The organism is Aliivibrio wodanis (assembly GCF_052920805.1).
Genome location: NZ_JBREXA010000001.1, coordinates 1 through 26,792, shown reverse-complemented (window position 1 = coordinate 26,792; position 26,792 = coordinate 1). Strand labels below are relative to the sequence as shown.

The following is a 26,792-nucleotide window of genomic DNA, read 5'->3' as shown; positions in this document are numbered from 1 at the left end:
GAAGGAAAGAAGGATTACACTAGCTGACCTCAGGACAAGTAACTATTCCTAGTTCAATAATATCTTCAATAGGCATTGGTTTGTAAAAGAAAAAGCCCTGTATGCAATTGATACCAAGTGATTTGACAAAATCAATTTCATCTTGCGTCTCAACACCTTCGACAACAATCGAAGCCCCTGTAATTCGACCTAAATCAACGGCTAAAGAAAATAATTTCCGCCCTCTGTCTGTTTCTATATTTAACAATAAAGAGCGATCTAATTTCACTTTATCAAAATCAAAGCGAGATAAATAAGCAATAGATGAATAACCTGAACCAAAATCATCAAGGGCAATAGTGACACCTAGCCCCCTTAATTTATTTAGAGTTGTCTTAGTCTTAAGTTCATCTTTAATCAGTAATTCTTCTGTAATTTCTAATTCTAATTGAGAGAAGCTCAATGCACTGCTTGTTACTAAGCGAGCAACAGTAGAGAGGAAATTTGGTACAAGTACCGTCTCTGGAGACACATTTATAGAGACTTTAAACTCAGGATCATGAGCATAAGTACTCGCTGATGCAATGGCCTTTTCAATGACCCAAAAATCTAACTCTGGCATTAAGCCAAGTTGAGAAAATGATTCAATAAAATAAGGTGGAGTAATATCCCCATTGTATGAGCGATGACGAATCAATACCTCTAAAGAACTGACACTTTTTGTTTCTATATCATATTGAGGCTGATAAAAAAGAATAAATTCGCCTGTTTTATGTAATCTCTCTACCTCTTTTTGAGCAGCTATATTAGTGGATAGATGTGGAATATAACTACCGAGCGCTTTCGTCGTATCAATTTTTTCTGAACTAAAAAAACGTTCAGATAAAGAATCCATGGTCGTTTTCCCTAAACTAAACGTATCCATTCGTTTAAAGAAAGGATAATAAATCGCTATCCCTATAACGATAATTAGTCCTTGTAGGATTGCTGCACGTATGGATCCACCAGTACCTATATATCCACCTATAATCGGCGGTGTCATCCAACTTATAACCTCTGTTAACGGTGGAACCACACCTGTTGAGGTTGCAAAAAAAGCAATTAATAAACCAGCTATAGGCGCCAACAAGAAAGGGATAATCATAATTGGATTGAACATAATCGGTAAGCCATAAATAATTGGCTCATTAATATTAAAAATACTTAATATTAATGCCGCTTTTGCTAATGAACGATAGCCTTTATTTTTAGCAAAAATTAAAATACAAATAACCAAACTAATGGTATTTCCAGCGCCTCCCATTCCAGTATAGAAGTCATAGAAATTACTGGTTAAGATTGGCATCGCTGCTAAGCCTTGCTCATAAAGAGCCATATTTTCAATAGTTAAACGGTATAACTCTGTTTTATAAGAAGCTAGAATTACATGGCCATTAATCCCTATAGACCAAAGAAAGCCACGAATGGTTTCATAAATAACACCATCAAGCAGCGAAGCAGGATCCAAACTTGGCATTAATTGTGTTAAACCTATTCCATAAGAAATGAACACTTTAATTGGCAAACTAATACAGACAAGTACGATACTAACAATACAAACTGATACAACAAGATTAATAGAGCGCTCGACAATGTTTGGCACATCGGCATCAGTTAATACAGACCAAAACTTAAAATAATGAGTTAAAAAACTCACACTTATTGGAATAATAATCGCTAATGGAAAGTTGATTGGTATGAAGGTATTCGCTCGTACAAATCCCCACTGAAAACAAATCACAAAATAAACAATGACAGAGGTTGATACAACCGCGATTTCAGCTTGTTTTCTTAAAGAAGCTAAATATTGGGAAAAAAAGACAACTAACAATACAGGGAACAATTGAGCAATTAGTGTACTCGTCTGAGATAACTTGTTACTCATTTCCGTTAACTCAAGTAAACTTGCACCGTTTGATATCAAAAGGCAAAATGAAGAGATCAATGAAACAGGTAATAGCATAATAAAGACATTACTAACCCCTGCTATATACCGGTTTGCCGGTAACTGCTTCATTATGTAACTAAACATGATTCTTCCTTCCAGAATAATAAACCGTATATCTTAGTATATTAAACCATACGCCGTAAATAATCACTTGTTTTTTACAAAATAATAACTTTCTGTAAATTGCGATCTAACGCGTAAACATAAAAGAAATAAAGCTATTAAATCATCTTTTTATGTGTGTTGTAATTATACTATTCCTCCAACTAAATTATCGATATATGTAATAAGAACATTTAATAATAGTAAAGTAGCTATTAGTAAATGTTCTTCGATAAAATTGTATCAATATGATAAATAAACGGGCCCTCTTGCACAAATAATGAAGGCCCAGCTACAGCGAATCAATGGCTAAGATTTAAAAGATATTCCGGCTTCTTATGCCAATGCATCTAATAGTGAAAATAAATAGTCAATTTCATCTATGCTGTTGTAATGCATTAATCCGATGCGAACTACACCACCATCTTCTTCTAGTCCAAGTTGCCTAATCAACCCAAGCGCATAAAAGTGCCCACTCCACACGCAAACATTATTTCTTCCTAACTCTTTCGCTACCTCTTCAGGAGTATGCCCTTGAAGACGAATAGCAAAGGTAGGCGTCCTATTACCACAATTATTCGGCTCATTAATCCCGAATAAAGAAATCCAAGGACGTCTTTCTATCTTATTCAAAAAGTAATGCGTCAATGCAAGTTCGTGCTGTTGATATTGAGTAAAACTACTTACCAGCCGCTCTCTTAAACTTCCCTCTTTCGCTCCCCATTGAGCCAAATATTCAATAGCTGCAATAACCCCAGCTAGCCCCTCAAAACTTTGAGTTCCTGTTTCAAATCGACCTGGGCCTATATTTGTAGCGGGTTCAACTTTATATGGAGAAAGAGATTGAAGGTATTTTGGAGAAATATAAGCAATACCAACATGTGGACCAAAAAATTTATATGCAGAACAAACTAAAAAATCACAATCAAGTGTCTGTACATCAATTAAATGATGCGGAGCATAATGAACAGCATCAACATAAACCATCGCACCTATTTCATGAGATGCTCTAATAATTGATTGAACATCAACTAAAGATCCTGTGGTATTGGAAGCATAAGTTGTTGCTACTAACTTTGTTTTAGTTGATAACAATGAATAAAAATGCTCCATATCTAACGTACAGTCGTCAGTATTCACTCTAACTTGATGGACAATCACACCTTTATCTTCAGCTGCCTGCTTCCAACTCGATACGTTCGAATAATGATCCAATGCAGTAACGATGATCTCGTCACCCGCTTTCCAATCTCGACTAATCGCTCGGCTTAATTGAAACGTCAGGGAGGTCATATTGGCCCCAAACACAATGTTATTACTGCTTGGTGCATTTAATAACGCAGCACAAGAAGAGCGAGCATTATCCATCACTAGATTAGTTTTCTGACTTGAGAAAAAGTGTCCTCCTAGATTCGCATTTGAATAACCAAGGTAATCAGTCATGGCTATTAATACAGAGTTTGGAACTTGAGAACCTCCTGGGCCATCTAGAAATAGAACTGGTTGATGATTAATTGTTTGTGCTAATGCTGAAAATTGTGGACGAACTTTATCAGGAGTGAAGATCATTAGCTTTATCCTTTGCCGTTAATACAAATACATCCATGTGCCCTTCATGATCATGATCAATCAATCGAATTGGTTTACCGTTATGCCATAGCTTTCCATCATCAAGCATCGCAACTTCACCATCTTCTAAAATTTTTCTAAAGAAAGGTTCTTCGTTTTCATTTTTATAAACAAGAAGCTCTCCACCTTCAATATTTGAACGGTCGATCCCAATAAGAGCAATATGATCAAACCCATCTTGATGAACACCTTCTGGTGCAATTTGAGTCTCTTCATAAATAGCGGCAATACGCATCTGATGAATCTCAATTTCTTGTCCATTGGGTAAATGATTAAGATCCATAAAAATCTGACACATTTCAGCCATTCCTTCACTATGTAAAATAGATTTCTCTATTCCTTCAAACTGACGAACAACATCACCTTGAAAGTGATTAATATTTTCACTCTGTACAAAATTATGCTTACTCGTCTCAACAACCTCTTCATTCATCATATTAATAACCGAATATCGTCGTAATCGATAGCTTCCATCAGCGTGAGTAGTTTTAGGTAAACCGGAAAAAGAAGGTGCAAGTTGATGAACCGCATCGTGACTTAGTTGCGTTAACTGTAATGTTGTATCGTGTGAATGAATCATATAGCCTCCTGCATAATACTAATCAAAAATATATTAACCCTATACCTCGTTAACATTTGAGTTACATATTATTATTTACGCAGAAATGCTAATAAATCAAATCAAACAGTAGTTTCATTCGCACACTTTTAAAAGTTTGAAATATAAATTCGATATAATATAAAATAATAGAATTAAAAACCATTTGGCTTTTGTTGTATAATACGAAATCAGAGTTCTTCACTAAAACCAAGGTAACCATCTGATTTTTAATAAATATTAATTGATTGCTTTTTTATTCCATAACAAAACAAGTAACATAATTATTGTTATTGTTAGGTAAAACAAACCCAATGTATGTTGATTTATTACCCAATCCCTCACTAAATATCCGCCTAATAAACCAGCTAAACACATCTGAACTGAGCCCGATAAAGCAGAAATAGTTCCTACTTTTTTAGTATGAGGTGCAAGTAATAAATTAATAGATAATGGAAATGATATACCTTGAGCAACAGCCAACAGAGTAAAAGAAAATATTAATGAAAAAAGTGATGTATCAAAACTAATCAAGCAAATACCAGATATTGTCATGATCACCAAGGCCAAACTCATTAATTGATTTACTGATAACCGTTTATTCAAACTATTGAGAATAAAGCTACCGATCATTAAACCTGCTGAGGGAATAATCATTACTTCACCATACTCTGCGGTTGTAAGCCCTAATCCATCTTGAAGTAAAAATGGGAGTAAAGAAACAGAAACCAAACTCCCTAAATAACTGACCCAATTTAAACTAGCACTAGAGATTACCTGAGCATTACAAAACAGCGAACCATAGTCAGCTAAAGTTTGCTTAAAACTAAATTTTTGTGGTTCATAAGGTAGCGTTTCAGGCAAGATCAAATAACCAATGGTTAAGATACACATTAAGTAAATAAGTACAAAACCAAACACCCACTCCCAACTGAAGTTCCAAGCAATCCAACCACCAATAACTGGGGCTAATATTGGTAAAATTGATGCCGTGATAGAGATGTAAGACATGGCTTTGGTTAAATTGCGTCCACTGTAACTATCTCTTAATACACTTCGCCCTAATACTGATGCACTGCCCGCACCTAAGCCTTGAAGAAGACGCCCTAACACTAACGCAGTAAAATTATCTGTCATTACAACACATAACACTGTGCCTAGTAGATAGATCCCTTGTCCTAAAATGAAAATAGGTCGCCTACCTACAGCATCAGATAATGGTCCATAAAAAAGCTGAGAACCACCGAATCCTACGAGAAAAAGTGTCACTAGTAATTGAACATCCGCGGCAGAAACACTCAGATCTTGGCTAATTAAAGGTAGAGATGGTAAGTAAATACTCACACCTACTTGTCCCGTTGCTATGATCATCATTGCGAGTAATAATGGTGTTTTGTTTAGACGGCCTGATGGTTGATCTTGTGTTTTAATTTTATTCATGACTTTAGTTTACATTCAATCAATATTATTGATAATAACCATTACAGGAATCACATTGCATCCCAGTAGGAATTAATTATGGATTGGATTGAGTGCGTTCGAAGCTATATTAAAGTTGTTGAAGAAGGCAGCTTTAACGCCGCTGCTTTCCAGTTAAACACATCAGGCTCAGCCATAAGTAAGCGTATTAGTTGGCTTGAAGATCGTGTTGGCGTTCAACTACTCACACGAACAACTCGTTCTGTACACCAAACAGAAGCTGGTATTCTTTTTTATCAACGAGCTCGACTACAATTAGATCAATGGCAACATTTAGTTGATGAAACCCGTGCAATTAACCAAACACCAACCGGCCTCTTGAAAATAGGTGCAACCTTAGCGGTCGGTTCAAAATTTATCATTAAGTATTTAGATGAATTTTTAGCTACTTATCCAAAGATTAAAGTTCAACTTATCACTACTCTTCCTGGGCAAGTACCCGAAAATAATATTGATGTTTTTATTAGCCGAGAGTTAGAACAGCTTAATACTTTTAGCTATAAATCAACGCCTCTTTTTGAACATCATTCTGGTTTTTTTGCTTCCAAAGAATACATAGAAAAACATGGAATGCCGACGGATCTAGAGGATTTAAAGCGTCACAATATGCTTATTTGGGGTGAAAGACCTATTAGGGAGATTAAGTTAAAAAACAATAAACGAGTTACTTTACGGGGTAATTTTTCAACTACGAACCCTGAAGCTCTCTTTCATGCAGCTAAGCGTGGAATGGGGATATTATTAGCCAGTAAACAGATGCTGATTGATGATATTGATTCAGGTAATCTAGTTGCTGTTTTACCTGAATTAACAGCCGACCACACCTCTGTTAACGCCTATTACCCCACTCTAGATTACGAACATACTCGAACTCAACTATTTATTAAATATTTAAAAAGTAAACTAAGTTGACAAACATAACACTAATAACAATTTTCTCATTACAAATACGAAATTATATTGATTTTAAACTAAATATTCGTACTCTACTTTTCTTCTGTTCTTGAATTTAGATATCTAATTATGAATACTGCAATTTTATGGGCGTTTATTCCTACCTTTTTCTTTGTTTCAGTGACTCCTGGAATGTGTATGACATTAGCACTAAGCCTAGGGATGAGCATTGGCTATAAGCGTACGCTTTGGATGATGATCGGGGAATTAGTTGGCGTTGCTCTAGTGGCTGTCGCTGCGGTATTAGGGGTTGCTGCCATCATGCTAAACTATCCATGGTTATTTACGATATTTAAAGCCATTGGAGCCAGTTACCTTGCTTACATAGGTATTCAAATGTGGCGTTCAAAAGGTAAGCTGGCCATGAATGCAGATCAAGCGGATATGCCTCAGGGAAAAGATTGGGATTTAGTTGTACAAGGCTTTGTTACCGCTATTGCAAATCCTAAAGGTTGGGCTTTTATGGTGTCTTTGCTTCCCCCTTTTATTGATGGAGGCCATGCCATAGCACCACAACTCATCGCCTTAGTTTCAATTATTTTAGTTTGTGAATTTCTATGTATGACACTTTATGCTGTTGGCGGTAAAGGTCTTAAGCGTGTATTAGGTCATTCTAATAATGTTAAAATAATGAATCGAATTTCTGGTAGTTTAATGATTGGTGTCGCTGCTTGGTTGTTTTTAGGGTGATACTGAAAACTCAAGGATGAAAATGAGACTGGAATCTTTCTTGTTAAAAACAAACAGAACAAGTGACGGTAATTATATACAGTGTTATCAAAAGGAACTATACTTATACTTCACTCAAGTAAGGTTCTGACATGGTTTTAATACGATTTCTCCTCTTATTCTTCTTATTTTGTTCTTTGCCATCTAAAGCAAAGTCAAATATCCAATTTAATGAAGAAGAACTTGAATATTTATCAAATAATCCAACTCTAGTAATCAATACTGAGTCTCATTGGCCTCCATATAACTATATCGAATATGGTGAGGGCAAGGGCTACAGTAACGATTTTATTCGATTACTAGCTACAAAAATTGGGGTAGATGTTAAATTTGAAGTAGGGCTATCTTGGGCACAATCATTAGCGAAACTACAAGAAAATAAAATCGACATTATCTCAAATTTACGAAAAACAGCTCAGCGAGAAAAATATATTAGCTTTAGTGAACGCTCAATATCTAACACTCGAGATGCAATTTTATTTAAAAGTACTTATGCTGGGTTAGATTTCAAGGACTATTTAAATGGACGCGTAATTGCTGTTGTTGAAGGCTATTCTCATCAGGAGATCCTTGCACAACACTATCCTGGTATTAATATTCTTTTAGCCTCTGATTCGCTTGAATCAATTGAGTTGGTTTTAAATGGCAAGGCAGATGCAGCAATAGGATCGTCTGCTGTCTTCCACTATTATATTTCAAAGTATTTTTTCTCTTCTCTGGAAACTCGAAGCTTAGTCTCACAAGATTTTTTCAATAATACACCAAATTTTTTAGGAGTAAGCAGTAATAATCCTATTTTAATAAACATTATTGATAAAGGTATCTCTGTAATTTCACCTGAAGAGTTTTCTGAACTAGAAAATAAATGGTTAACCAATCAAATTCCAGATTGGTCTCAAACTGAATTGCAATACACCCAGGCCGAAGCTGAATATTTGCTCACTAAAGATAACCTAAAATTTTGTACTTATCCTGATTGGATGCCAATTAGTGGGATTAAAAATGGTAAAGCGACAGGGATCACCGGTGATTTCATGCAGTTATTACAGCAAAAGCTTAATATTCCATTTGAATTAGTCGCGACCACAGGTTGGAGAAATGCATTATTCAAAATTAATAATAGAGAATGCGATATTATTGCACCAATTGAAGCTGATCTTGAACGTTTAACAACTCTCAATTTTAGTCGTCCTTTTCTTATAAGTGATATTGTCATTACTACTTCAGCAGAACAACGCTTCATCCCTAATTTTAATAATTTACGAGATGTTAAAATTGGGATAATTCGAGGCTATTCATTAAGCACAATGGTCCCATCTGCACATCCATCAATTGAATTTGTATTTGTAGATTCACTGAAGGATGGCTTAGAAAAAGTAAAGTCAGGACAGCTTTTTGGGTTTATTGATTCTATAGAAGTAATAAGCTATGCATTACAACATCATTTTCCAAGTTTAGTGATAAGTGGAAAAGTAGATAACAGTAAATGGAGTTTAAGTATTGGTACTCGTCACCCTTGACTATTTTTAATGACAAAATAACTTGATAAATTTTTATGACAATCTATCTTTGATATATGGGTAACATATTGAGGGTTGTTTTGTGAGAGAAACGCATGAAGAAAAACATTCTGATATTTATGATGACTACCGATTGCTTTCCGTAGAGGTAGATACATTAGCAAAACTGAAAATATCAGAGATCAACGATGCTGACTCTGACGAGGTGACCTACTCACCCTACCTTTCCCCATCCCATCTAAAGTCACGCCTAAAGAAAACCAATATTATCATTGCACCCGATGGACTTGTTGTTTACCCACAATCATTTTACCTAGTCTCCAAACTTCGTGGCGAAGGATTTGTTAAAGACACCGACTCAATTGCAAAGGGTTTGTTGGCCTTTACTCGCTTCTTAGATTCAACTCACATCTCTCAACTGGACAATGACGGTAACGAAATACCACCACAACACTTAACCTATAAGTCTTTAACAAAATATGAGGAAGAAGGTGCACCTTGGCAGTTTGCAGAGTGCCTCTTGGCTAATTGCCGAAGTAAAGGTAATGCAACAGGTGAAGAGGCCTATTCTCTTGCTACCGTTAGAAGTTACATGGGAGCTGTGATTGGTTTTTATAAGTGGATGCAAAAGTACGGCTATCTCAAAAATGATGATGAACATGTATTGACACACTTCAGCAAGGTAGAAGCTTACGTAGACTACACTAATCAGCACGACATGCTTGCCCACACCAAGGGTGGCGGAAAGCGAGTCTATGAAATATCAAACATCATGAAGATGTTTCCCAAAAACGATCAAACGCCTGCTTATCAAAAGCTGAAACCGATGACGTTCGATCATAAAGAGTTATTTTATCGGCACATAAAGACATTACCTAAGGCTGTTTGCTTAATGCTTAGACTATGTGAAGAGTCTGGGCTTAGAATTGATGAATCTACGCACTTCCCTGCACACAATATTGGTCACTCTGATTGTAGTGAGCTAGACGTGGTACCTGTTCACATTACACACACCAAAGGGAGCAAACCTCGCACTGTTGAAATCCCTATCGCACTTTATGAAGAGTTAGAGGTATACAAGGAATGTAATCAGCGACAAAAGAACCTAACTCGACGAAAAGAGCAGATTGATTCTCAAGAAGAACTAGACACCACTGATTACCTTTTTGTTTCCAACAAAGGACGACCTTACACAGAAAATACTCTGGAAGTGCATTTTGGTGTACTGAAAAAGCGCATCAGAGCAATAGAACCTGGTTGGTACTACCGCATCCACGATTTGCGTTCAACTTTTGCCACTCATTGGCTTTGGAGTGAATCTCAAAAGCGACAGGTTGCCTATGACTTTCTGATGGATGAGTTAAAAGAGCTGATGGGGCACTCAAGTACTTCTATTACTGAAAAGTACATTAAGTTCATAAATAAACTTGATGACCAATTGAGAGTCGCAATAAGTAAAAACAACAAAATAAATGGGGGGTGGTAGCATGGCAAAAAGCCCACTAGCTAAAAACTCAAAGACTGTTAAGCATGTTAGAAATAGTAAAAATGTAGTTCCACTACGCTTGACTATTCCATACAAAGGACATGGAGACAGAACGATCACAGAGTTTGATGTCTCGCATTTGTTGCACCTCGGTGCTAATAAAAACAACGATAAAATTAAAAGCCGTACACCTTACCTGCTTAGCTTCTGTAAAAAAACTAAGCAGTACGTTGATAACGGCAACTCAGCACGTACCGTAGTGAGTATCTATGACAACTTACGAGCTTTCATTATATTTTGCGATTCTGCGAAAGTTCTCCCCTTTTCCCGAAAAAGGCTATTTAAAATACACGGGTAATGATGGTGAGTTAAGACATCGTATAAAACAGTATGACCCATCAAAACGATTATGGGAAAGGCAACATAAGGATGAGCTAGGCATCAAGGAATCAACTGCTTCCAATATAGCTTCAATGCTTCGAACCGCTCTCATATGGTCTGGATTACCTATTGGTTCATGGGCTGCCCAGCATCGAGGCTTTAGTCACGAGCCAACGCAGTTCAAACTCTATTCTGATGCCGAGGAAAAACTTCTTGTCACTCGTTTAAGCGAGTTATTTTTTACATTAGCCCCACTGCTTATTACTGCAAAAAAAGAAAGCTTAATACTACCCGAGACATTACCTGTTTCTATTGAGCTGGGTAGATACCAAGAAGTCATTCCGATTCAAACTTCTCTTAAAGCCAAAACGTATAGTAGAAGCAAGAATGGTACTCATGTTAAAACCAGCGCTGCTTTTAACATGGCGATGGGAGCTGCTTACCACCTGATGTGTTTTTTCACCTCACTAAATGATAGTAATATTAAAGGTACCGCTCACCCCATCACAATTCATACTGATGAGCGTGATAAAAGCTTAAAAATTGTAAAAGTATCGAGCTATAAAGCACGAGCTGACAAAAAGATAGATGCAGTTCTCACCAATGAAAACTACGAGAAATTTGATGTTGATAAGCGTGATGGCGTGAAGTTCATCAAAATGCTTGAAGAACTCTCAAAGCTGTACGGGAGTAACGAGAAAGGCTCACCCTTATTATTCACTCTAAACAATAAAAGCGAGGAAAATGAGAGCTTCAATTTGATGGAAATAAACAAGAACCTAACCACAAAGTTAAACCTTATTTCACCAAATCGAGCATCCACTATTCCTTGGTTAAAAGAGTTATTTTATAGCTATCTTAACCAACAAGTTATCGAATTAAAAACAAAGACTAATAGACTTGGTAGAGTATTTGTAAGCAAAGTGGCTCGATCAAGCTCTAAAACTAAAGCTACACAAGGTGCAACCAATGCCGCCTACTGCATTTTATCTTGTTACACAGACTTACCACTAAAAGGCATTCTACTTCCACTTTCGTATTCGGAAAAAGACTCAAGTGGAAACATCAGTGTTTCGTTCAAATACCGAAATGGTGCTAGCCATTGCTTTTCTATCCCTGCTATGGATAAGGAAATAATTCAAGATATTGAACAATTCGCCACAAAACTAGCGGATAAGCAAATATCTAATACGTACGAACGGTTGCTGCTCAAAAGAGGTTATGCAAAGCAAGCTCCAAAAGATTGGGAAGGGATTATCCCTATAACATCCAATCAAATGAGAACTTGGTCAATTGATCCAAATGACTACTTTATTTCACTCCAATCAAGTCGTTGGAGAGAGACAACCAGCAACCAAGTGTATTCAGCTTCTGGTAAAAGTGGTGTTCAAAGCATTCTTCAAAACCTGTTTGAAACCATTGATAAGCATTATGCCTGTGGCGATCCTCGACTCAATAAAATTATCATCTCAGAAGCAATACAAGTGATGGAACAACTAGATGAAGATACAAGCTTAGAACAAGCGAAAGAAACGATTGCTGCAGAACATGGTATTCCAATACTGACACATGATGAGTGGCAAAAGAAACATAAGGAAAAAAACGCCAAAACTAACCCAAATGGCATTATTTGTAACGGGCAACAGCGCATTAAAAGCGGTAAAAGTACTCAACGTGAGACCAACAATGCATTGGGCTTGAAACTACCTTGTGCTGAATATGATATGTGTCACAAGTGCCAGTCAGCTCAGGTCATTAATGACGTTCAAGCCATCTATAAACTTATCTCTTTCATTGATGTGCTGAAAGAAGCATTAGACCACTACCCCAATGCAAAAGAGGAAGTCCATGAAAAGATCGTCGCTTTTGAATTTACCCTGGACGGGGCAAGTCAAGATGTGTACGACGATGCCTTGGCGTTGTTTGACAAAGACGGTCGCCACCCACGGGTATCCACTGACCATGCCATTTTGACTTTATATCGTTAATTAGGAGTCTGACATGATAAAGCTACCTAAGCATGACCTTGACCGACAAAGTGCCATCATAAATGCGCAAAATAACGTTGCCGGCTGCACAAATTACCTGAGCGACGTATTAAGGCCTGCGATTGAATCGGGAGATTGGGATGTGCTTGAAACACTAGATATTGGCTTTACCGTCACAGGGGAGTCATTAGGTAAAATTGGTGACAATAATGCTTGGCGAAATCTTCAATATTTCTTTGAGCCAAACGCTACCTGTGCAAATACAATAGACTTCACGCTTGATGGGAAAGTGATTGAGCGCAATCTCAGAAATCAAATAAAATCCCTAATTTTGAAAATGATGTGGCTATCGCCTAGAGACCACTCTTTTTCAACCATTTACATCACTATCAATGAGTTAAAAAAATGCATTACGCCTCTTTTAAATAAAGGCTACAACAGTCTTGAGTCTCTTAGTTTTGATCTTCTTGAGACTTGGGTTCTCACAGGCATCACTGAACTAGAGTTTGAAAGAGGGTATATTTACACAGCACTCAATAAGTTATATACAGAAGCAAAAGGGCTGCCTTTTAAGGTTGCCTTTTCGAAAAAAATAACCGCATCAGACTTTGGGTTATCCCTAAAGGAAGCCAAGCAATATACGGTTATCCCACAGCGATTGTATTATCTTGGGCTACAAAAATCAGAGGAGTTAATTAACCAACTGTACCCTATACGTGATGAATTAATTCAACTATCAAATTACATTGCAACCTACCGTGATAATACTTATCAAGGGTATGCTAAATATCTAGTTAGTGCTAAGTCAAAACTTAAGAATGGTAATATTAAGTGGTATTTAGCTAAAGGAACTAAAGAGGGAAGAGAAAAAGTTACCGCCTTTAAAAAAGGTTATCTAATACTAAAATCACCAACAGAAGTTGAAATCATTGAGCTACTAAACAAACACAACCCAGAAATTATGAATGAGTATATCAACAATTTCCACATCGATAGAGCATTAAGAGTAGGAAATAGGAATGTGACGGGTCTTGTAGAGGCTCAATCACTTTTTAAAGAACTTAACGGTGGTTGTCTCTGGGGATTAATGTCTCGAACAGGTATGCGTGCTGATGAAATATTTCACCTTCATACCGCGAATGGATGGGCAGAAGAAACCATATCTAAACAAACAATCTTTGTTATTCATGCTGACCTCTCAAAGACAACAAGAGGATCTCAGTCAAAGCAAGATGAATTTGTCACAACAGAGGTTGGAAAAAAGGCTTACGAAATACTACAGGCCTTACATGAACCACTAAGAAAACGTCACCCTGACAGCCGAGCGTTTTTCCACAGAGTAAAATGGGGTTGTGGTGCTCTTCAGAAGGCAGGACTAGGTAAACATTCTACCGCTTGGTTCGAAAACACGATGATTGATATGCTTGCACTAACCAATGACGATGTGATTGATTTGAAGCTTTCCGACCCTAACCTTTCGTTTAATGTGGGTGATGACTATAAATTCTCAGGACATCAACTTCGGCGATCGTTTGCTTACTACCTTATCGGCTTTGAACTTTGCGCGTATCCACAACTCAAACAGCAGTTCAGCCATGTATCGATGGCGATGACAAGGCATTACGCCAAGAATGCCAGTAAATTCCAGAAAATCAGAAAGCAAAAACAAAACTTGCTTCACGCCATTGATGAAGAAAGAATTGATCAAAAAGCGCAAATCTACCTAAACATCTATAAGAAACTGGCGAATAAAGAGCGTGTCGCTGGCGGTAAGGGTAAAGAGTTCGCTAAAAAAATGATGAAGGCTAAGCGCAACTTGTTCAAAGATAAAGTCGACTACGACATGCTATCGCTCAATTACTGGAAAAAACAAGTTCGCGATCAAAAGCGCCATATTCATGTCGTCGCACCTGGGATTTACTGTACTTCAACAGGTTGTAGCTTGCGCACACAAGTCAATCTTTTAGAATGTGTGGACTGTAAGAACGACTACATTGTCGATACCGTTTTTGCAGAGGCTAAACGCAAAGAAGCTGAGATCAATATGCTGTGGGATATTGAGCATGATGAATTGACACCTCAAACAGCGTCAGAAGCGTATATCAAAATAACAGCTGCTGAGCGTATTATGAATGACTTAGGTATCAGCTATGAGCCTATTGAGCTACCACAAGAAGTTAAAGAGCTGCTGATACCTTGCGGAGTAACTGCGTAATGACACAAGCGACTAAAAGCAAGCTAGTAAAAGCCCTAGAGCGACTGTTAGATGGTAAGCCAGAAAATCGAGAGCTAAGGAAAAAAGCCCGAGAAAATAAGTTAAAAATCAATAACCTTAGCGTCGAGAAAGAAGCGGGGCTTTCTGTTGGTGCATTGCGCAGACATAAAGATGTTCAGGATATGGTGAAGAATAAGTCACTGGAATTTCGTGCCGCACAAGATGATTTAAGCCAGTCACCTATTAATGTATTACAAGCCGAGGTTAAGCAATTAAAGCAAGAGAAGACTCAAGCAACTAAAAAGAAAAAAAACTATCTCGACCTAGCTCGCAGTCATGAGCAAGCATTAGCTACCCAAGCAGCTAATCACATCAAGATGATTCAAGAACTAATAGAAATGCTACCTGAAAGTGAGCGTGAGAAAGCCATGGATAAAGTCGTTAACACTAGGCCCGATAACATCGTTGAAGGCTACTTCAGAAAGTAACTAGACCTAGTTTAGAATTACCACTAGACAACACCACCAAGCATAGATAAAACTACACACTGAAATAATAAGAAAGCTCGATTCAGAGTAAATTAAAGAAAGTAAGGATAACCTATGGCTATCGAAGCAGGACAAATCGCTCCAGATTTCACATTAAACGACCAAGACAACAACCCAGTAACCCTCTCTGAGCTGAAAGGAAAAAAAGTACTACTCTATTTCTACCCACGCGCTTCAACGCCTGGCTGTACAGTCCAAGCTCAAGGGCTTCGTGACACAAAAGCGGAACTAGAGGCTCATAACGTCGTTGTACTAGGTTTGAGCCCTGACACACCAAAAAAACTGACTAACTTTATCAATAAGCAAGAACTTAACTTCACATTGTTAGCCGATGAAGAACACGAAGTTTGTGAGAGGTACGGTGTTTGGCAACTTAAGAAGTTCATGGGGCGTGAGAATATGGGCGTGGTTCGTACAAGCTTCCTTATCGATGAATCTGGGAATCTTGAGCATGTATTTAATAAGTTCAAAACCAAAGACCATCATGAAGTTGTTCTAGATTACCTCAACAACAAATAGTATTTAAAAGTCAAATAGAGCCAGTGCCCTTTCGCTGGCTCCGTAGCTAGTCCCCTTCGGATTACTATTTTCAAAAAAGTCGTCAAGGATGAGATCGGATATCTACAGGCCTTTATCCAGAAAATCGCCCATATAGGACAAAGTGACTCCAATGTTATGACTATTCTCAATAAGACCTTACGAGACATTGAGTCAACGGTTAAATAGCTAGTATTAAGTTCAATACTGAATAGGGGCAGAATTGCTCCTACTCATATAAATACTGTTGAAATCCAATAAACGTATCTCGTATCGCCATTGGTGATCCAAGCACTTCTGCTGCATCACTTATCGTGTTGTATTTAAGTTCGACTAAGGGAAGCATTTTCTGTGCGGCTAGTTCTTGAACCCCTTCGTCAACATACTTATCTAGAATGAACTCTATAAACGCGACTTGGTGATCGTCAAAATGACTTGAAATAGCAGGTTTTGCAATTGCGACACGCTCTTTACGTGTATGCGTATCTCTAGCGTAAGCCACAAAAGATAATAAGTCGTATACGTCACTGTCTTTGGCATCGATAATATTTTTCATACTATCGAGTTTTTCATCGTCGTACCCAGCTTCATATAAATCAGCTAATAGTTTTTCACGGGTATTTGGATTACTCCATATCTCACGTAACTGATCTTCATTAGCAAAAAACCTTGGTAAGTCCCCAAACAATTGCTCTACGAACTGTTTGGCTGTCAGCATTGCGCCATCGGCTCCCATAAACAACACACTTTTCATGTGCTGTATTTGACGCACTTTCCCATCGGTTAACGTAATGAATATCTTCTCTGGTTTACCCGTATCGTCTTCATTATCACCTATAGGACAACTACACGGCGAGTCTCCGCAGTTATTACAAGGCTCTACAACACATTGACAAGGAGAGTGAAAACATTTGCCACAAAGCACGTCAGGATCTTCTATGACACAGTTACATGGGTTAAATCCACAGGTTTCGCATACGCAACTACATGGATTGTTATTACAGATATCACATGGCTCTTGCTCTGGTTTTTCGTCTGGCGGTAACGGCTCTCCGTCCCATTCAGGATCAGAAAAGTTATGATGCGCTTTGACAAAATCATACACCGTGAAGAATGACTTTCCATCGTACATCCGCGTACCACGGCCAATGATCTGCTTAAACTCAATCATGTTTTTACATTCACGCATTAACACAATGTTTCGCACATTACGGGCATCTACACCTGTCGATAACTTGCGTGAAGTAGTTAATATGGTCGGAATGGTTTTTTCATTATCACAGAATGTACGAAGATCGTTTTCGCCTGCTGCACCATCATTTGCAGTAATACGCACACAATAGCTTGGGTTAGTCGTCCACCCTTTTTTAACCGCGTATTGATTGATTAAGTCACGTACCATGCCTGCGTGTTCTTGTGTGGCACAAAACACGATGGTTTTCTCACGTGGATTGATATGGTCCATCCAATACTGCACACGCTTTTGCTCACGCTGCGGCATTACAATGATGCGGTTAAAGTCACCTTCTTTGTAAACTTTGCCTACTTCTGGTTTGCCTTTAAACGTAACAGCATCGCCCGGTGTATAGATATACTCATCCATGGTGCCGACTATCGGATACACCTTAAATGGCGTTAAAAAACCATCGTTAATGCCTTGTTTCAAGGTATAGCTGTAAACTGGCTCACCAAAGTATTTATAACTATCAGCATTGTCAGTACGTTTTGGTGTTGCTGTTAAACCTAACTGCACCGCAGGAGAGAAATAATCCAGAATATCTCGCCATGAACTCTCATCATTCGCACCGCCTCGGTGACACTCATCAATAATGATAAAATCGAAAAAGTCTTCTGGGTATTGTCTGAAGTTACAGTTGCTTGTATCTGTTATTACCGCTTGTTCAAACTCTTCATCTTCAACTTCTTCTGCATTTAAGCTGTGTTTATTTGCAGAATCGGTCATTAGCGTTTGGAAAATTGCCATAAATATACTGGCGTTTTTAGGCACACCCTTAGCTTTTTTGATTTCACTTGGGGTAATACGCACGACGGCATCTTCACCAAAAGCGCCAAAATCATTAAAGGCTTGCTTGGTTAATACATTTCGGTCGGCTAAAAATAGAATACGTGGGCGTTTTTTAGCGTTACTTGGATTCTTAGCTGCTTGTAAACTCCAACGACTTTTAAACAGCTTCCATGACAGTTGAAAGGCAATGCAGGTTTTACCCGTGCCTGTTGCAAGTGTGAGTAGAATACGGTCTTTGCCTTTTGCTATTGCCTCTAACGCTTGGTTAATGGCGTTTTCTTGGTAATAACGTGGTTGCCAATCGCCTTTACATTCAAACGGAATTTTTGCAAAGTTTTCACGCCAAGTGCTCGTAAATGCTGGCTCGGCTTTACCATCATCACCGTTAAAGGCAATCGCCCACATCTCTTCAGGGCTTAAATAGCGTTCAACGAGTTGTTCTTCACCCGTCAGCATGTCTATTTGGTAAATGTCATGACCATTTGTGGCATAAGCAAAACGGCACTGTAAACGTTGAGCGTAGTCTTTGGCTTGGCGCACACCTTCGGTGTAACTTAGGCTTTCACGTTTAGCTTCAACGGCAGCAAGTTTACGGCCTTGAAACTCTAAAACGTAATCTGCACTGAGTTTTGAGCCACGTTTACCGCCACCTAAAATACGTCCAGCAGTAATACTCACCTCACGGCGAATAATGCTGTGATCAGCTTTACCCCAACCATCTACCGTTAATTTAGGCGAGATTAACTCAGCACGGGTTTCAGATTCATTTCTACTCATGACACTTACCTTGTGTATACTGTTTAGGCCGACTATTAGTCGTGCGTTAACTCGCCGCTAAAGGCTTTTTGTAAGATGGATTTTTTAAGTTCGTCTATCTTTAAGATTTTCTTACGGTAAATAACCTCTATCTTGTCAATATATCGCTTCAAACTTTGTAGTTCGCTGACTATCTTTTCCTGAGTAATCATATCTGGTACGGGGACCGAATATTCTTTGATCATAGGCACTGTTAATTGAGGAATAGCCGACCCACTTCTTAAAATATCTAGTGTTTGTAGGGCATGCTTCAAATACTCTAAACCAATAATTTCTTTATTTGGTGTTAATACAATTAGTCGCACAATTGGAAAAAATGGTTCTTTTCTCAATTCGATATGACCAGTACCACTTCCCCTGGCTGCAATAGTTATTGACGGTTCATCGGCTCTAGAGTAATCAGTAAATCCATAGAGGCCATTATTCTTCACTGCATTGGCGTAGATAGGGATATTAAATTCTTTGGTTTGCTCCTTTGAAAATAAACCTTTTTTAGGGGCGTCGCCACCTGCAAATATATCATCGCAAACTAATGGTAAAGAACTTAAATTCGAAGATTCACCAAGACTTTCAAACAAATTAAGCTTTTTGCTTTCAAACAACTCACGGGCATTTTTTAGGTTTTGTTCGGTTTTAGCGCGTGTTTGTTCTAAGTCGGCAAATATAGTGTCGAGTAATGCCACAATGCGTTTTTGTTCTTCTAGGCTTTCAGGAAATTGTATTTTAATCCGTCGCAAATCATCATTGTACAACCTTGCAATAGTTGCTCCTTTTGACGGATTCCAGTCGCAAGCGCCATAAAACATATATAAATATTCGTTTAATACTACTTTTTCATTATTATCGATCCAAACGATATTTGAATCTTGAAAATAAGCAGGCTTCCCATCATAAATAACTCTGCGTCCAATCGTTCCTGAAGCTGAAATTAAGATATCGCCTTTCTTAGGAAATGAATATTTTTCTTTAAAGTCTTGGTAGATCTCATCAGTAATAAAGGCATTTGCCTCTTTACCAAACGTACCTATTTTAAAAAATGGAATATCACCAGTAGCAGAGGTTTGTTTTTTTAAAATCCTCTTGCACATCGATACTTTACCAACATCCCCTAAAGTAGACTCCAACCAGCCATTTGATAACTCGTTAACAGCTTCAATCATTACAACAACTCCTGAATCTTAGCCAAAATTGCTTCAGATTCTTTGTCGAGTTTAATAATGTCCTCAATAATTACTTTAGGCTCACGCAGTGGTGCCGCTTCTTCAACATTCGGGTTTTTAACCGATAGGTCATAAGTGGCTTCATCAATATCACTAATGGCTAATGACCATGATTTATCTGAAACCCCTTTTTTCAAATCACCCATCGCGGCTTTTTGCAGCTTAACAAAGTCTTCTAAATCTTTGTCGTTTAGTGGGTTTGTTTTGCCCATATTACGACCGACATTTAGCTCATAGAACCAAGTGTTAAGCGTTGGTTCGCCTTTAGTAAAGAAGAGCACGACCGTTTTTACACCCGCACCTAAGAACGTACCACCTGGGCAATCAAGCACGGTGTGTAAATTACAGTTTTCAAGCAGTTCCTTACGAAGTGCAATTGCCGCCTTATCAGTATTACTTAGGAAGGTATTTTTAATAACAACCGCTGCACGACCACCGGGTTTGAGCATTTTGATAAAGTGTTGCAAGAACAAAAATGCTGTTTCACCCGTTTGGATAGGGAAGTTCTCTTGAACCTCTTTACGTTCTTTACCACCAAACGGTGGGTTAGCTAGGATGATGCTGTGTTGGCTGCTTGGTTGAATATCTTGTAGCTTTTCAGAAAGTGTATTGGTGTGTAATACGTTAGGCGCTTCAATGCCGTGCAAAATCATGTTCATGATAGCGATAACATACGCCAGAGATTTTTTCTCTTTGGCATAAAACGTATCGTTTTGCAGTGTCGTTAAATCAGTGGTGCTAAGCTTCACTTTTTCGCGACCACCTTGACGTAGATAATCAAAGGCTTCACACAAGAACCCCGCCGAGCCTGCTGCGCCATCGTAAATGGTTTCACCGATTTTAGGCTGAACAACATCGATCATCGCTCGGATTAATGGACGCGGAGTGTAGTATTCACCACCGTTACGACCGGCGTTACCCATGTTTTTAATTTTAGCTTCATATAAATGACTTAATTCGTGTTTTTCTTGCTGTGAGCGAAAACGTAATGAGTCAATCTTTTCAAGTGCATCACGCAGTGAATAACCACTTTGAATCTTGTTTTTTATCTCGCTAAAAATCTCACCAATTTTGTACTCAATGGTGTTTGCGCTATCAGCACGTTGCTTAAAGCCTTTTAGGTATGGGAAAAGCTGACCATCAACGAAATCCATCAGGTCATCACCCGTTAAAGCGTTGTTGTGATCAAACTTACCATCAGCATCTTTAGGCGCAGCCCAATTGCTCCAACGGAATTGCTCTTCGATGATGTACTCATAAGTCTCCATCATCATTTCCGCTTCTTGGGATTTGGTGAACTCAAGATCGTCAAGGTATTTTAAAAACAGCATCCATGAGGATTGTTCTGTGTAATCTAGCTCAGAAGAGCAACCTGCATCTTTATGGAAGATGTCATCAACGTTCTTGAATACTTGTTCAAACATGTTTTGAATGTCCTGATAGCGGCTAAGTTATGGGAAGGAGGCTTAATATTCTCCAGAGAAACCCATAGCAAATTGAATTATGAAATTAGGGGGAATATACCCTTTTTCTTTAGTCTTTACTTTGATTTAGTGATGCAATAAGTTTTTTTCTTTCGCTCTTAGTCATTTGAGAAATTAAGCACGCTAACTCGGCTGCGCTTTCATCTTCACAAAAGAAATAATTAAGCGGCACACCTAGTTCATCAGCGATGAGTTTTAAGGTTTGAACATCAGGGGTGTGCTTGCCTTTCTCGTATTGATTCATTCGAGGGCTTGCTGAACTTTCATCCATACCTATGCACACTCCCAATGCTTTTTGAGAGAGTTTCGCTTTTTTACGAGCTTGTTTGAGTCGCTCTGGGATTGGATTAATAAATAACACTTAAATTTCATTTTGGTAGACTCTAATAACTAAGATTGTCTTAGTTTTATTGATTCTTGTATACTAAGCAATACTTAGTTTTTAGTTGGTGTGATTTTGAAAATGAAACAATCTCGAAGAATTGGTGCGGTGATGCACAAGTTATTAATAGAAAATGGGTTAAATGGGTTCACCGTACTAGAAGCTAGGGATTTGTGGCTATCACTTAATAACGTAAACTCCAGTTCTACTGAAGCTCGTAAAAAAGTATATCGAGCAATTTTTCACTTTGAAAAGAAAAGTTGGTTGCGAACGGAGGGCTCTGGACGGGCAAAACGTTACTTTCAAACTGATCAATTTAAAGAGTTACATGAAAATGTAACCACGAATAATCAAGTGATTAAAAAATCTCAAGTACTCGTTCAAGACTATTCTGTTTTGAACAATGAGCGCAATGAATACAAGGGCGAACTAGAGATAGTGCTTGGGGAGGTTGACGAGTATCAGTCGATCATATCCCGATTTCCTGAGCTAGAAAATAAACTGGCCCCTTTGCATCAGCAGACTAAGGAGCGCGCAGCTTTATTACTCGGTAAAGTGAACGTTTTAACAAAGGTTCTTAACACTCTTTATGAAGGAAATGAAGCATGTTAAGAGAGTGGCAAAGTGAATGTTCTGACAGAGCGTTGGGGAAATACCAATCTAACTGCTCCCATTTTTTTTGCCAAGCTACACCTGGGGCTGGAAAGACGGTACTTGCTGCTAATATTGCATCAAGACTGCTACAAAACGACATGGTGGATCTTGTATTGTGTTTTTCACCATCGTTGACGGTTTCTGATGGTATTAAAAGAACCTTTTCATCATTCCTTAATTGCACATTTAATGGTGGGATGGGAGCTATCGGGCAATCTTTAACCTACCAATCTATCCAGTTCCTCAATGATGAGTTTTGGCAAACATTACGCAATCACAGAGTCTTTGTTGTTTTTGATGAAATACACCACTGCTCTGGCTCTGAGGTTGAAAATGCGAACATTTGGGGGCAGCAAGTTCTAACTAAGATTCAAGGGCTTGCTACTTTTACACTTGCACTTTCAGGAACACCATGGCGCTCAGACTCTTTACCTATTGTGATGGGTGAATACAGCGATCCAGACGGACAGCTTCTTGTCGATTACCAATATACTCTTAAACAAGCGATTACTGATGGTGTCTGTAGATCGCCTAAAATCGTGTTAATTGATAATGAACACTTGTCTGTTAGTAGTAGCGAAAAAGTGGAATCTTTTTCATCAATATTAGAGATGCTTAAGCAGACAAAAGCATCTTACCAGAGTGTAATTCACAACCAAGAAGCGATGGAATATCTACTAAGTTTAGGGTGTGAGCGACTAGCAAGAGTGCGCTTAGACTCTCCAAATGCCGGTGGACTCGTTGTCGCTGCATCAGTTCAGCATGCACAAGCTATCAAAGAAGTACTCTCTCAAAAGTTTGGCCAAACCGTTTCGATTGTTACTTATCGACATGAAGAACCGCTTGCAGAAATAGATCGTTATCGACAAAGCGACGCTCAATGGATCGTTAGCGTAGGTATGATAAGTGAAGGGACAGACATCCCTAGACTTCAAGTGTGTTGCCATATGAGCTCTGTAAAGACGGAATTGTATTTCAGGCAAGTGCTAGGGCGTATTTTGCGAGTCGACTCTTCCACGGCTCAACACGCATGGTTATTTACGTTTGCGGAGCAAAACCTTATCCAGTTTGCAGAACGAATTGAACACGATATTCCTGAGTCATGTCTTTATGCGTATATGGGAAAACCAATCGAAACCGAACTCCCCAATAAACGAAATAGCTTGAATGATAAAAAGCCTTTGTTTGAGCCTCAAAGTCATACTGGTTCAAAAGTATCTTGGGGAAGTGGTACAGGCAGTACAAGCACTCTTTATGGGACTCTAGGGACGTTTGATGAGCTTCGGCTTGGAGCTTTTAGGCAGAGGGTTATTTCGGCGTTTTCTACCATGTAATAAAGTTAGACGCATTACTCAAAGAGTCAAAACGATACTTTCATCTTTATCGTCTGATACTCGGCAGTATTTATCCACACCTGAAAGCTGGTCATATACTGCCGAAATAATCTACTAGTCTTTTATCAAATCATTTTCAAAGGCATCATAGATATCGCCAACAATCTTTGTTAACTGCGTTGTATCATGAATTTGTGTATCGAGCTTATCCAAAGCTTCTTTAGGTATTGTTAATGTAATTACGTAGCCAATCGCCATATTTATAACCGTGCGATTTGAGTCTAGAATCTTCGTCTGCCACTCACATTGCTTTCTCCAATCGTAAGATAAATGCTCATCAAGCAATTCTTCAATATCAGACCAAATTTCTTTCATGTACCGACCAGTCTTGTTTTTGAAAATTTCATGAGTGTATAGGTTCTTTTTCATCTTACGATCATCAAACCATAGGCCGCTTACATAAGCCTGCCCTGAAAATTTAACGTGATAGCCAATAGATAGAGGGTAAGATTGACCATTTAAAAGTATATCTGTGCTAAATTCGGGATCTTTGTGAAAGATATGCCATCCCTGTGTTTTAGTATTTCCAGGATAGATTGAGGCCACCAAATCACCTGTTTCTGGACAAGCCTCATAAAGTACTTCATCTGCCCATCCCTTAGAAAAGTTTGTCCCAAGGCGGTCATTGTAGGTTAAGAGCTTCAAGTTCCCCCTAGCTGCTTCAAAATCCTCTACAGCAATACGAATTCGTCTATATATCGCATTACAACTTTTAGGGCTTAGAGAAGCAATTGGCGTTGCAGGAAGCCACTCAGGGTTATGATCTCGCACCAATTGAATAAAATCAGCTAAGAAACGGTTTTTGTTGCCACTCATTTTTTCAAAGCTAGATACTTTCACAGCAATTGTCATTAACCTCTTCCAATTTAGATCCCTGTCTGTAACCATATCTTTGCATTCAGTTAGAGATAAATTGTCCTTACGGAGGATATTAAAGATTTGGTTATACAGCTGAGCCGTACAATCAATACCGTCTCTTTTGGCTTCAACTACTATACAAACATCGTTAATAGTAAGTACTAAATCACATATTGGATCATATTCATCCACTCGCGATTGATCCCAGAAATTAACCATCTCCGCTTGACTCAAACTAACTGCATAGATGTGCTTATAGCCCTCAATACTTTGGGCATTTTTTTGAATTGAGATATTAAGTTCTGGCTGTTTATTTATGTCTTGAAAAAGTTTGTTGTAGCGTGCATCCCCATCAAAAATAAACTGGAGAACTTCATGAAGAAATAAAGCATCTTCTTGAAGACAAATTGCCAGAGCCCGGGTTAAGTCGTTCTCTAATTGGTAGGTACGTTCTTTCTTTGCGTAGGTTCTAAAAAGGTTGAGGTGTTTATTCATTTCGTTAACGGCTCTCATGGTTTGACGCAAGAATTGCACGTGTATATGCATAGCGTATTAAGAACAATATTCGATAATATCAGATTAAACGACATCGTTTACGTTGTGATTCAAAATATGAATTAGTTGAAGCAAGGTAAATTACAATAGTTTTACCCTATTTATCAGCTATGGAAAATACTCATTCACACGCTACTAATGAGATTTTTATTGCTAGAATTATCTGAATTCATCCCATGATGTTGTTCCTTGCTTCTCTTAACCCATTGTTAGTTCTTGCTATAAGTAATCAGGTCACATACAATCGAATCACTCTTTAGCGTTTGGGTTGATAAATATCACACCTTGTCGGGCGATTCGCCAGACACTAACTTATTGAGTGCATTTAGGGTTGCGTTAGAACTTTTCTAACGATCCTTCGTGCCTCAGGAGCGTCAGAAAAGTTCTAACGCTAGCCTCTGAGTAAAGAGTTAAAAGCAATAGACGGTTCTTCATTTGGAACCGTCTATCTTTTTTGATAAAACAGGACTACTGTGAGCAAAAAATTTGAAAATGCGGTAATTGATGCATTTGAGTCATTTGATGTAAATAATTTTAAAATTAATTATCCAGACCATCGAATTTTTGTTTGTGGTGGACAAATTGACATCAGAGAAACCATACCACTTAGCTTCCGTCAGCGTTTCATCAGCGATCTTGCTGTAAAACACCCACATATTGAAAGCGAAATTATTCTTGCGGAATCATTTAAGGATTATTTTAAAGAACACGCATATCGTGATTTATTGACTTTTGAAGATGACATAGCACAAGTGGCTTCTGTCGTTGTTATTTTTCTTGAAAGCCCAGGGTCTCTAGTTGAACTCGGTATGTTCTGTACCAAACCAAATTTTTATAAAAAATTACTTATCATTGCCCCAAGAAAAGAGACGGAAGAAGAAGATTCTTTCATTTATCTCGGTCCTCTTTATCACATCCGAAGCAAAGAACCATCGTCAGTTGCTATATATCCTTGGCCATCCACAGCAGTACTTGAATACCCAGATATACATCTACAAGATTTGTGCGCTTCTCTACTAGAAAAGCGAGATAATATTCCTAAACACCCTAAATATTCTCCTGACAACTCAGGGCATGTTGCTCTGTTGATCTTAGAAGTAGTTCGACTCTCTTACCCTATATTGTTGACTGAGATAGAGCTAGCACTTGCGTCTCTAAACTTGGATGAAGATAAATCTAAAGTGACACGTTTACTGTACTTATTGAACAAACTTGGTTATTTGGATACTTATGAATACAGCGGTTATAAGTATTACTACCCGATAATTAGA

At 38.2% G+C, this 26,792-nt stretch carries 19 protein-coding genes and 1 pseudogene; 11 read left to right on the top strand and 9 right to left on the bottom strand.

What is annotated here, in order from left to right:
* Window positions 1–19: 19 nt before the first annotated feature.
* The 4 genes from ACU5DF_RS00100 to ACU5DF_RS00085 all read right to left on the bottom strand — a co-directional run bounded on the left by ACU5DF_RS00100 (window position 20) and on the right by ACU5DF_RS00085 (window position 5,735).
* Window positions 20–2,050 (bottom strand): EAL domain-containing protein, encoded by a 2,031-nt coding sequence (locus tag ACU5DF_RS00100; RefSeq protein ID WP_446711303.1) that lies wholly within the window; start codon window positions 2,048–2,050, stop codon window positions 20–22.
* A gap of 354 nt (window positions 2,051–2,404) precedes the next feature.
* On the bottom strand, window positions 2,405–3,637 hold the full coding sequence (locus ACU5DF_RS00095) for a cysteine desulfurase-like protein (RefSeq protein ID WP_446711302.1): 1,233 nt from the start codon (window positions 3,635–3,637) through the stop codon (window positions 2,405–2,407).
* A complete protein-coding gene (locus ACU5DF_RS00090; protein ID WP_446711301.1) occupies window positions 3,621–4,277 on the bottom strand; it encodes a 2OG-Fe dioxygenase family protein in 657 nt (218 codons plus the stop codon). Before ACU5DF_RS00090 ends, ACU5DF_RS00095 begins: the two co-directional genes overlap by 17 nt.
* Window positions 4,278–4,535: 258 nt before the next feature.
* Window positions 4,536–5,735, bottom strand: coding sequence for a multidrug effflux MFS transporter (locus tag ACU5DF_RS00085; RefSeq protein WP_446711300.1), 1,200 nt, complete (start codon window positions 5,733–5,735; stop codon window positions 4,536–4,538).
* 78 nt (window positions 5,736–5,813) lie between these two features.
* Between ACU5DF_RS00085 and ACU5DF_RS00080 the strand changes: the two genes are divergently transcribed.
* From ACU5DF_RS00080 to bcp, 8 genes and pseudogenes are all read left to right on the top strand, one after another.
* Window positions 5,814–6,686 carry a LysR family transcriptional regulator gene (locus ACU5DF_RS00080; protein WP_045104098.1) on the top strand — a complete coding sequence of 291 codons (873 nt, stop codon included), beginning with the start codon at window positions 5,814–5,816 and terminating at the stop codon, window positions 6,684–6,686.
* A 111-nt stretch (window positions 6,687–6,797) separates the two neighbouring features.
* On the top strand, window positions 6,798–7,418 hold the full coding sequence (locus ACU5DF_RS00075) for a LysE family translocator (RefSeq protein WP_045104099.1): 621 nt from the start codon (window positions 6,798–6,800) through the stop codon (window positions 7,416–7,418).
* 131 nt (window positions 7,419–7,549) lie between these two features.
* Window positions 7,550–8,977: a transporter substrate-binding domain-containing protein gene (locus ACU5DF_RS00070; protein ID WP_446711299.1), complete on the top strand. Its 1,428-nt coding sequence runs from the start codon at window positions 7,550–7,552 to the stop codon at window positions 8,975–8,977.
* Between the two features lie 82 nt (window positions 8,978–9,059).
* Window positions 9,060–10,463 carry a tyrosine-type recombinase/integrase gene (locus tag ACU5DF_RS00065; RefSeq protein ID WP_446711298.1) on the top strand — a complete coding sequence of 468 codons (1,404 nt, stop codon included), beginning with the start codon at window positions 9,060–9,062 and terminating at the stop codon, window positions 10,461–10,463.
* Window position 10,464: 1 nt separating this feature from the next.
* Window positions 10,465–12,832 (top strand): annotated as a pseudogene (locus ACU5DF_RS00060) (hypothetical protein).
* A 13-nt stretch (window positions 12,833–12,845) separates the two neighbouring features.
* Window positions 12,846–15,047 (top strand): site-specific integrase, encoded by a 2,202-nt coding sequence (locus tag ACU5DF_RS00055; protein WP_446711297.1) that lies wholly within the window; start codon window positions 12,846–12,848, stop codon window positions 15,045–15,047.
* A complete protein-coding gene (locus ACU5DF_RS00050; RefSeq protein ID WP_446711296.1) occupies window positions 15,047–15,535 on the top strand; it encodes a bacterioferritin comigratory protein in 489 nt (162 codons plus the stop codon). Before ACU5DF_RS00055 ends, ACU5DF_RS00050 begins: the two co-directional genes overlap by 1 nt.
* Before the next feature lie 114 nt (window positions 15,536–15,649).
* Window positions 15,650–16,114 (top strand): thioredoxin-dependent thiol peroxidase, encoded by a 465-nt coding sequence (gene bcp / locus ACU5DF_RS00045; RefSeq protein WP_446711295.1) that lies wholly within the window; start codon window positions 15,650–15,652, stop codon window positions 16,112–16,114.
* Between the two features lie 247 nt (window positions 16,115–16,361).
* Here the strand turns inward: bcp and hsdR are convergent, their stop codons facing one another.
* The 4 genes from hsdR to ACU5DF_RS00025 form a co-directional block, all read right to left on the bottom strand.
* Window positions 16,362–18,935 carry an EcoAI/FtnUII family type I restriction enzme subunit R gene (gene hsdR, locus ACU5DF_RS00040; protein WP_446711294.1) on the bottom strand — a complete coding sequence of 858 codons (2,574 nt, stop codon included), beginning with the start codon at window positions 18,933–18,935 and terminating at the stop codon, window positions 16,362–16,364.
* Window positions 18,936–18,970: 35 nt separating this feature from the next.
* Window positions 18,971–20,134: a restriction endonuclease subunit S gene (locus ACU5DF_RS00035; RefSeq protein WP_446711293.1), complete on the bottom strand. Its 1,164-nt coding sequence runs from the start codon at window positions 20,132–20,134 to the stop codon at window positions 18,971–18,973.
* Window positions 20,134–21,618 (bottom strand): class I SAM-dependent DNA methyltransferase, encoded by a 1,485-nt coding sequence (locus ACU5DF_RS00030; protein ID WP_446711292.1) that lies wholly within the window; start codon window positions 21,616–21,618, stop codon window positions 20,134–20,136. The genes ACU5DF_RS00035 and ACU5DF_RS00030 overlap by 1 nt, the downstream gene beginning before the upstream one ends.
* Before the next feature lie 109 nt (window positions 21,619–21,727).
* Complete coding sequence (locus ACU5DF_RS00025) at window positions 21,728–22,039, bottom strand: helix-turn-helix domain-containing protein (protein ID WP_446711291.1); 312 nt, start codon at window positions 22,037–22,039, stop codon at window positions 21,728–21,730.
* Between the two features lie 102 nt (window positions 22,040–22,141).
* Here ACU5DF_RS00025 and ACU5DF_RS00020 point away from each other — a divergent pair, with 102 nt between their 5' ends.
* Window positions 22,142–22,672, top strand: a complete 531-nt coding sequence (locus ACU5DF_RS00020) for a VspR family transcription factor (protein WP_446712450.1) — start codon at window positions 22,142–22,144, stop codon at window positions 22,670–22,672.
* Entirely contained in the window at window positions 22,666–24,048 is a 1,383-nt protein-coding gene (locus ACU5DF_RS00015) for a DEAD/DEAH box helicase (RefSeq protein WP_446711290.1), read from the top strand. Before ACU5DF_RS00020 ends, ACU5DF_RS00015 begins: the two co-directional genes overlap by 7 nt.
* 114 nt (window positions 24,049–24,162) lie before the next feature.
* Here ACU5DF_RS00015 and ACU5DF_RS00010 read toward each other — a convergent pair whose 3' ends face one another.
* The gene (locus tag ACU5DF_RS00010) at window positions 24,163–25,461 is read right to left on the bottom strand and encodes a hypothetical protein (protein ID WP_446711289.1); all 1,299 of its coding nucleotides are present in this window, start codon (window positions 25,459–25,461) and stop codon (window positions 24,163–24,165) included.
* A gap of 533 nt (window positions 25,462–25,994) precedes the next feature.
* Here ACU5DF_RS00010 and ACU5DF_RS00005 point away from each other — a divergent pair.
* Window positions 25,995–26,792, top strand: a 798-nt coding sequence (locus ACU5DF_RS00005) for a retron St85 family effector protein (protein ID WP_446711288.1), incomplete at its 3' end; no start/stop codon positions are given.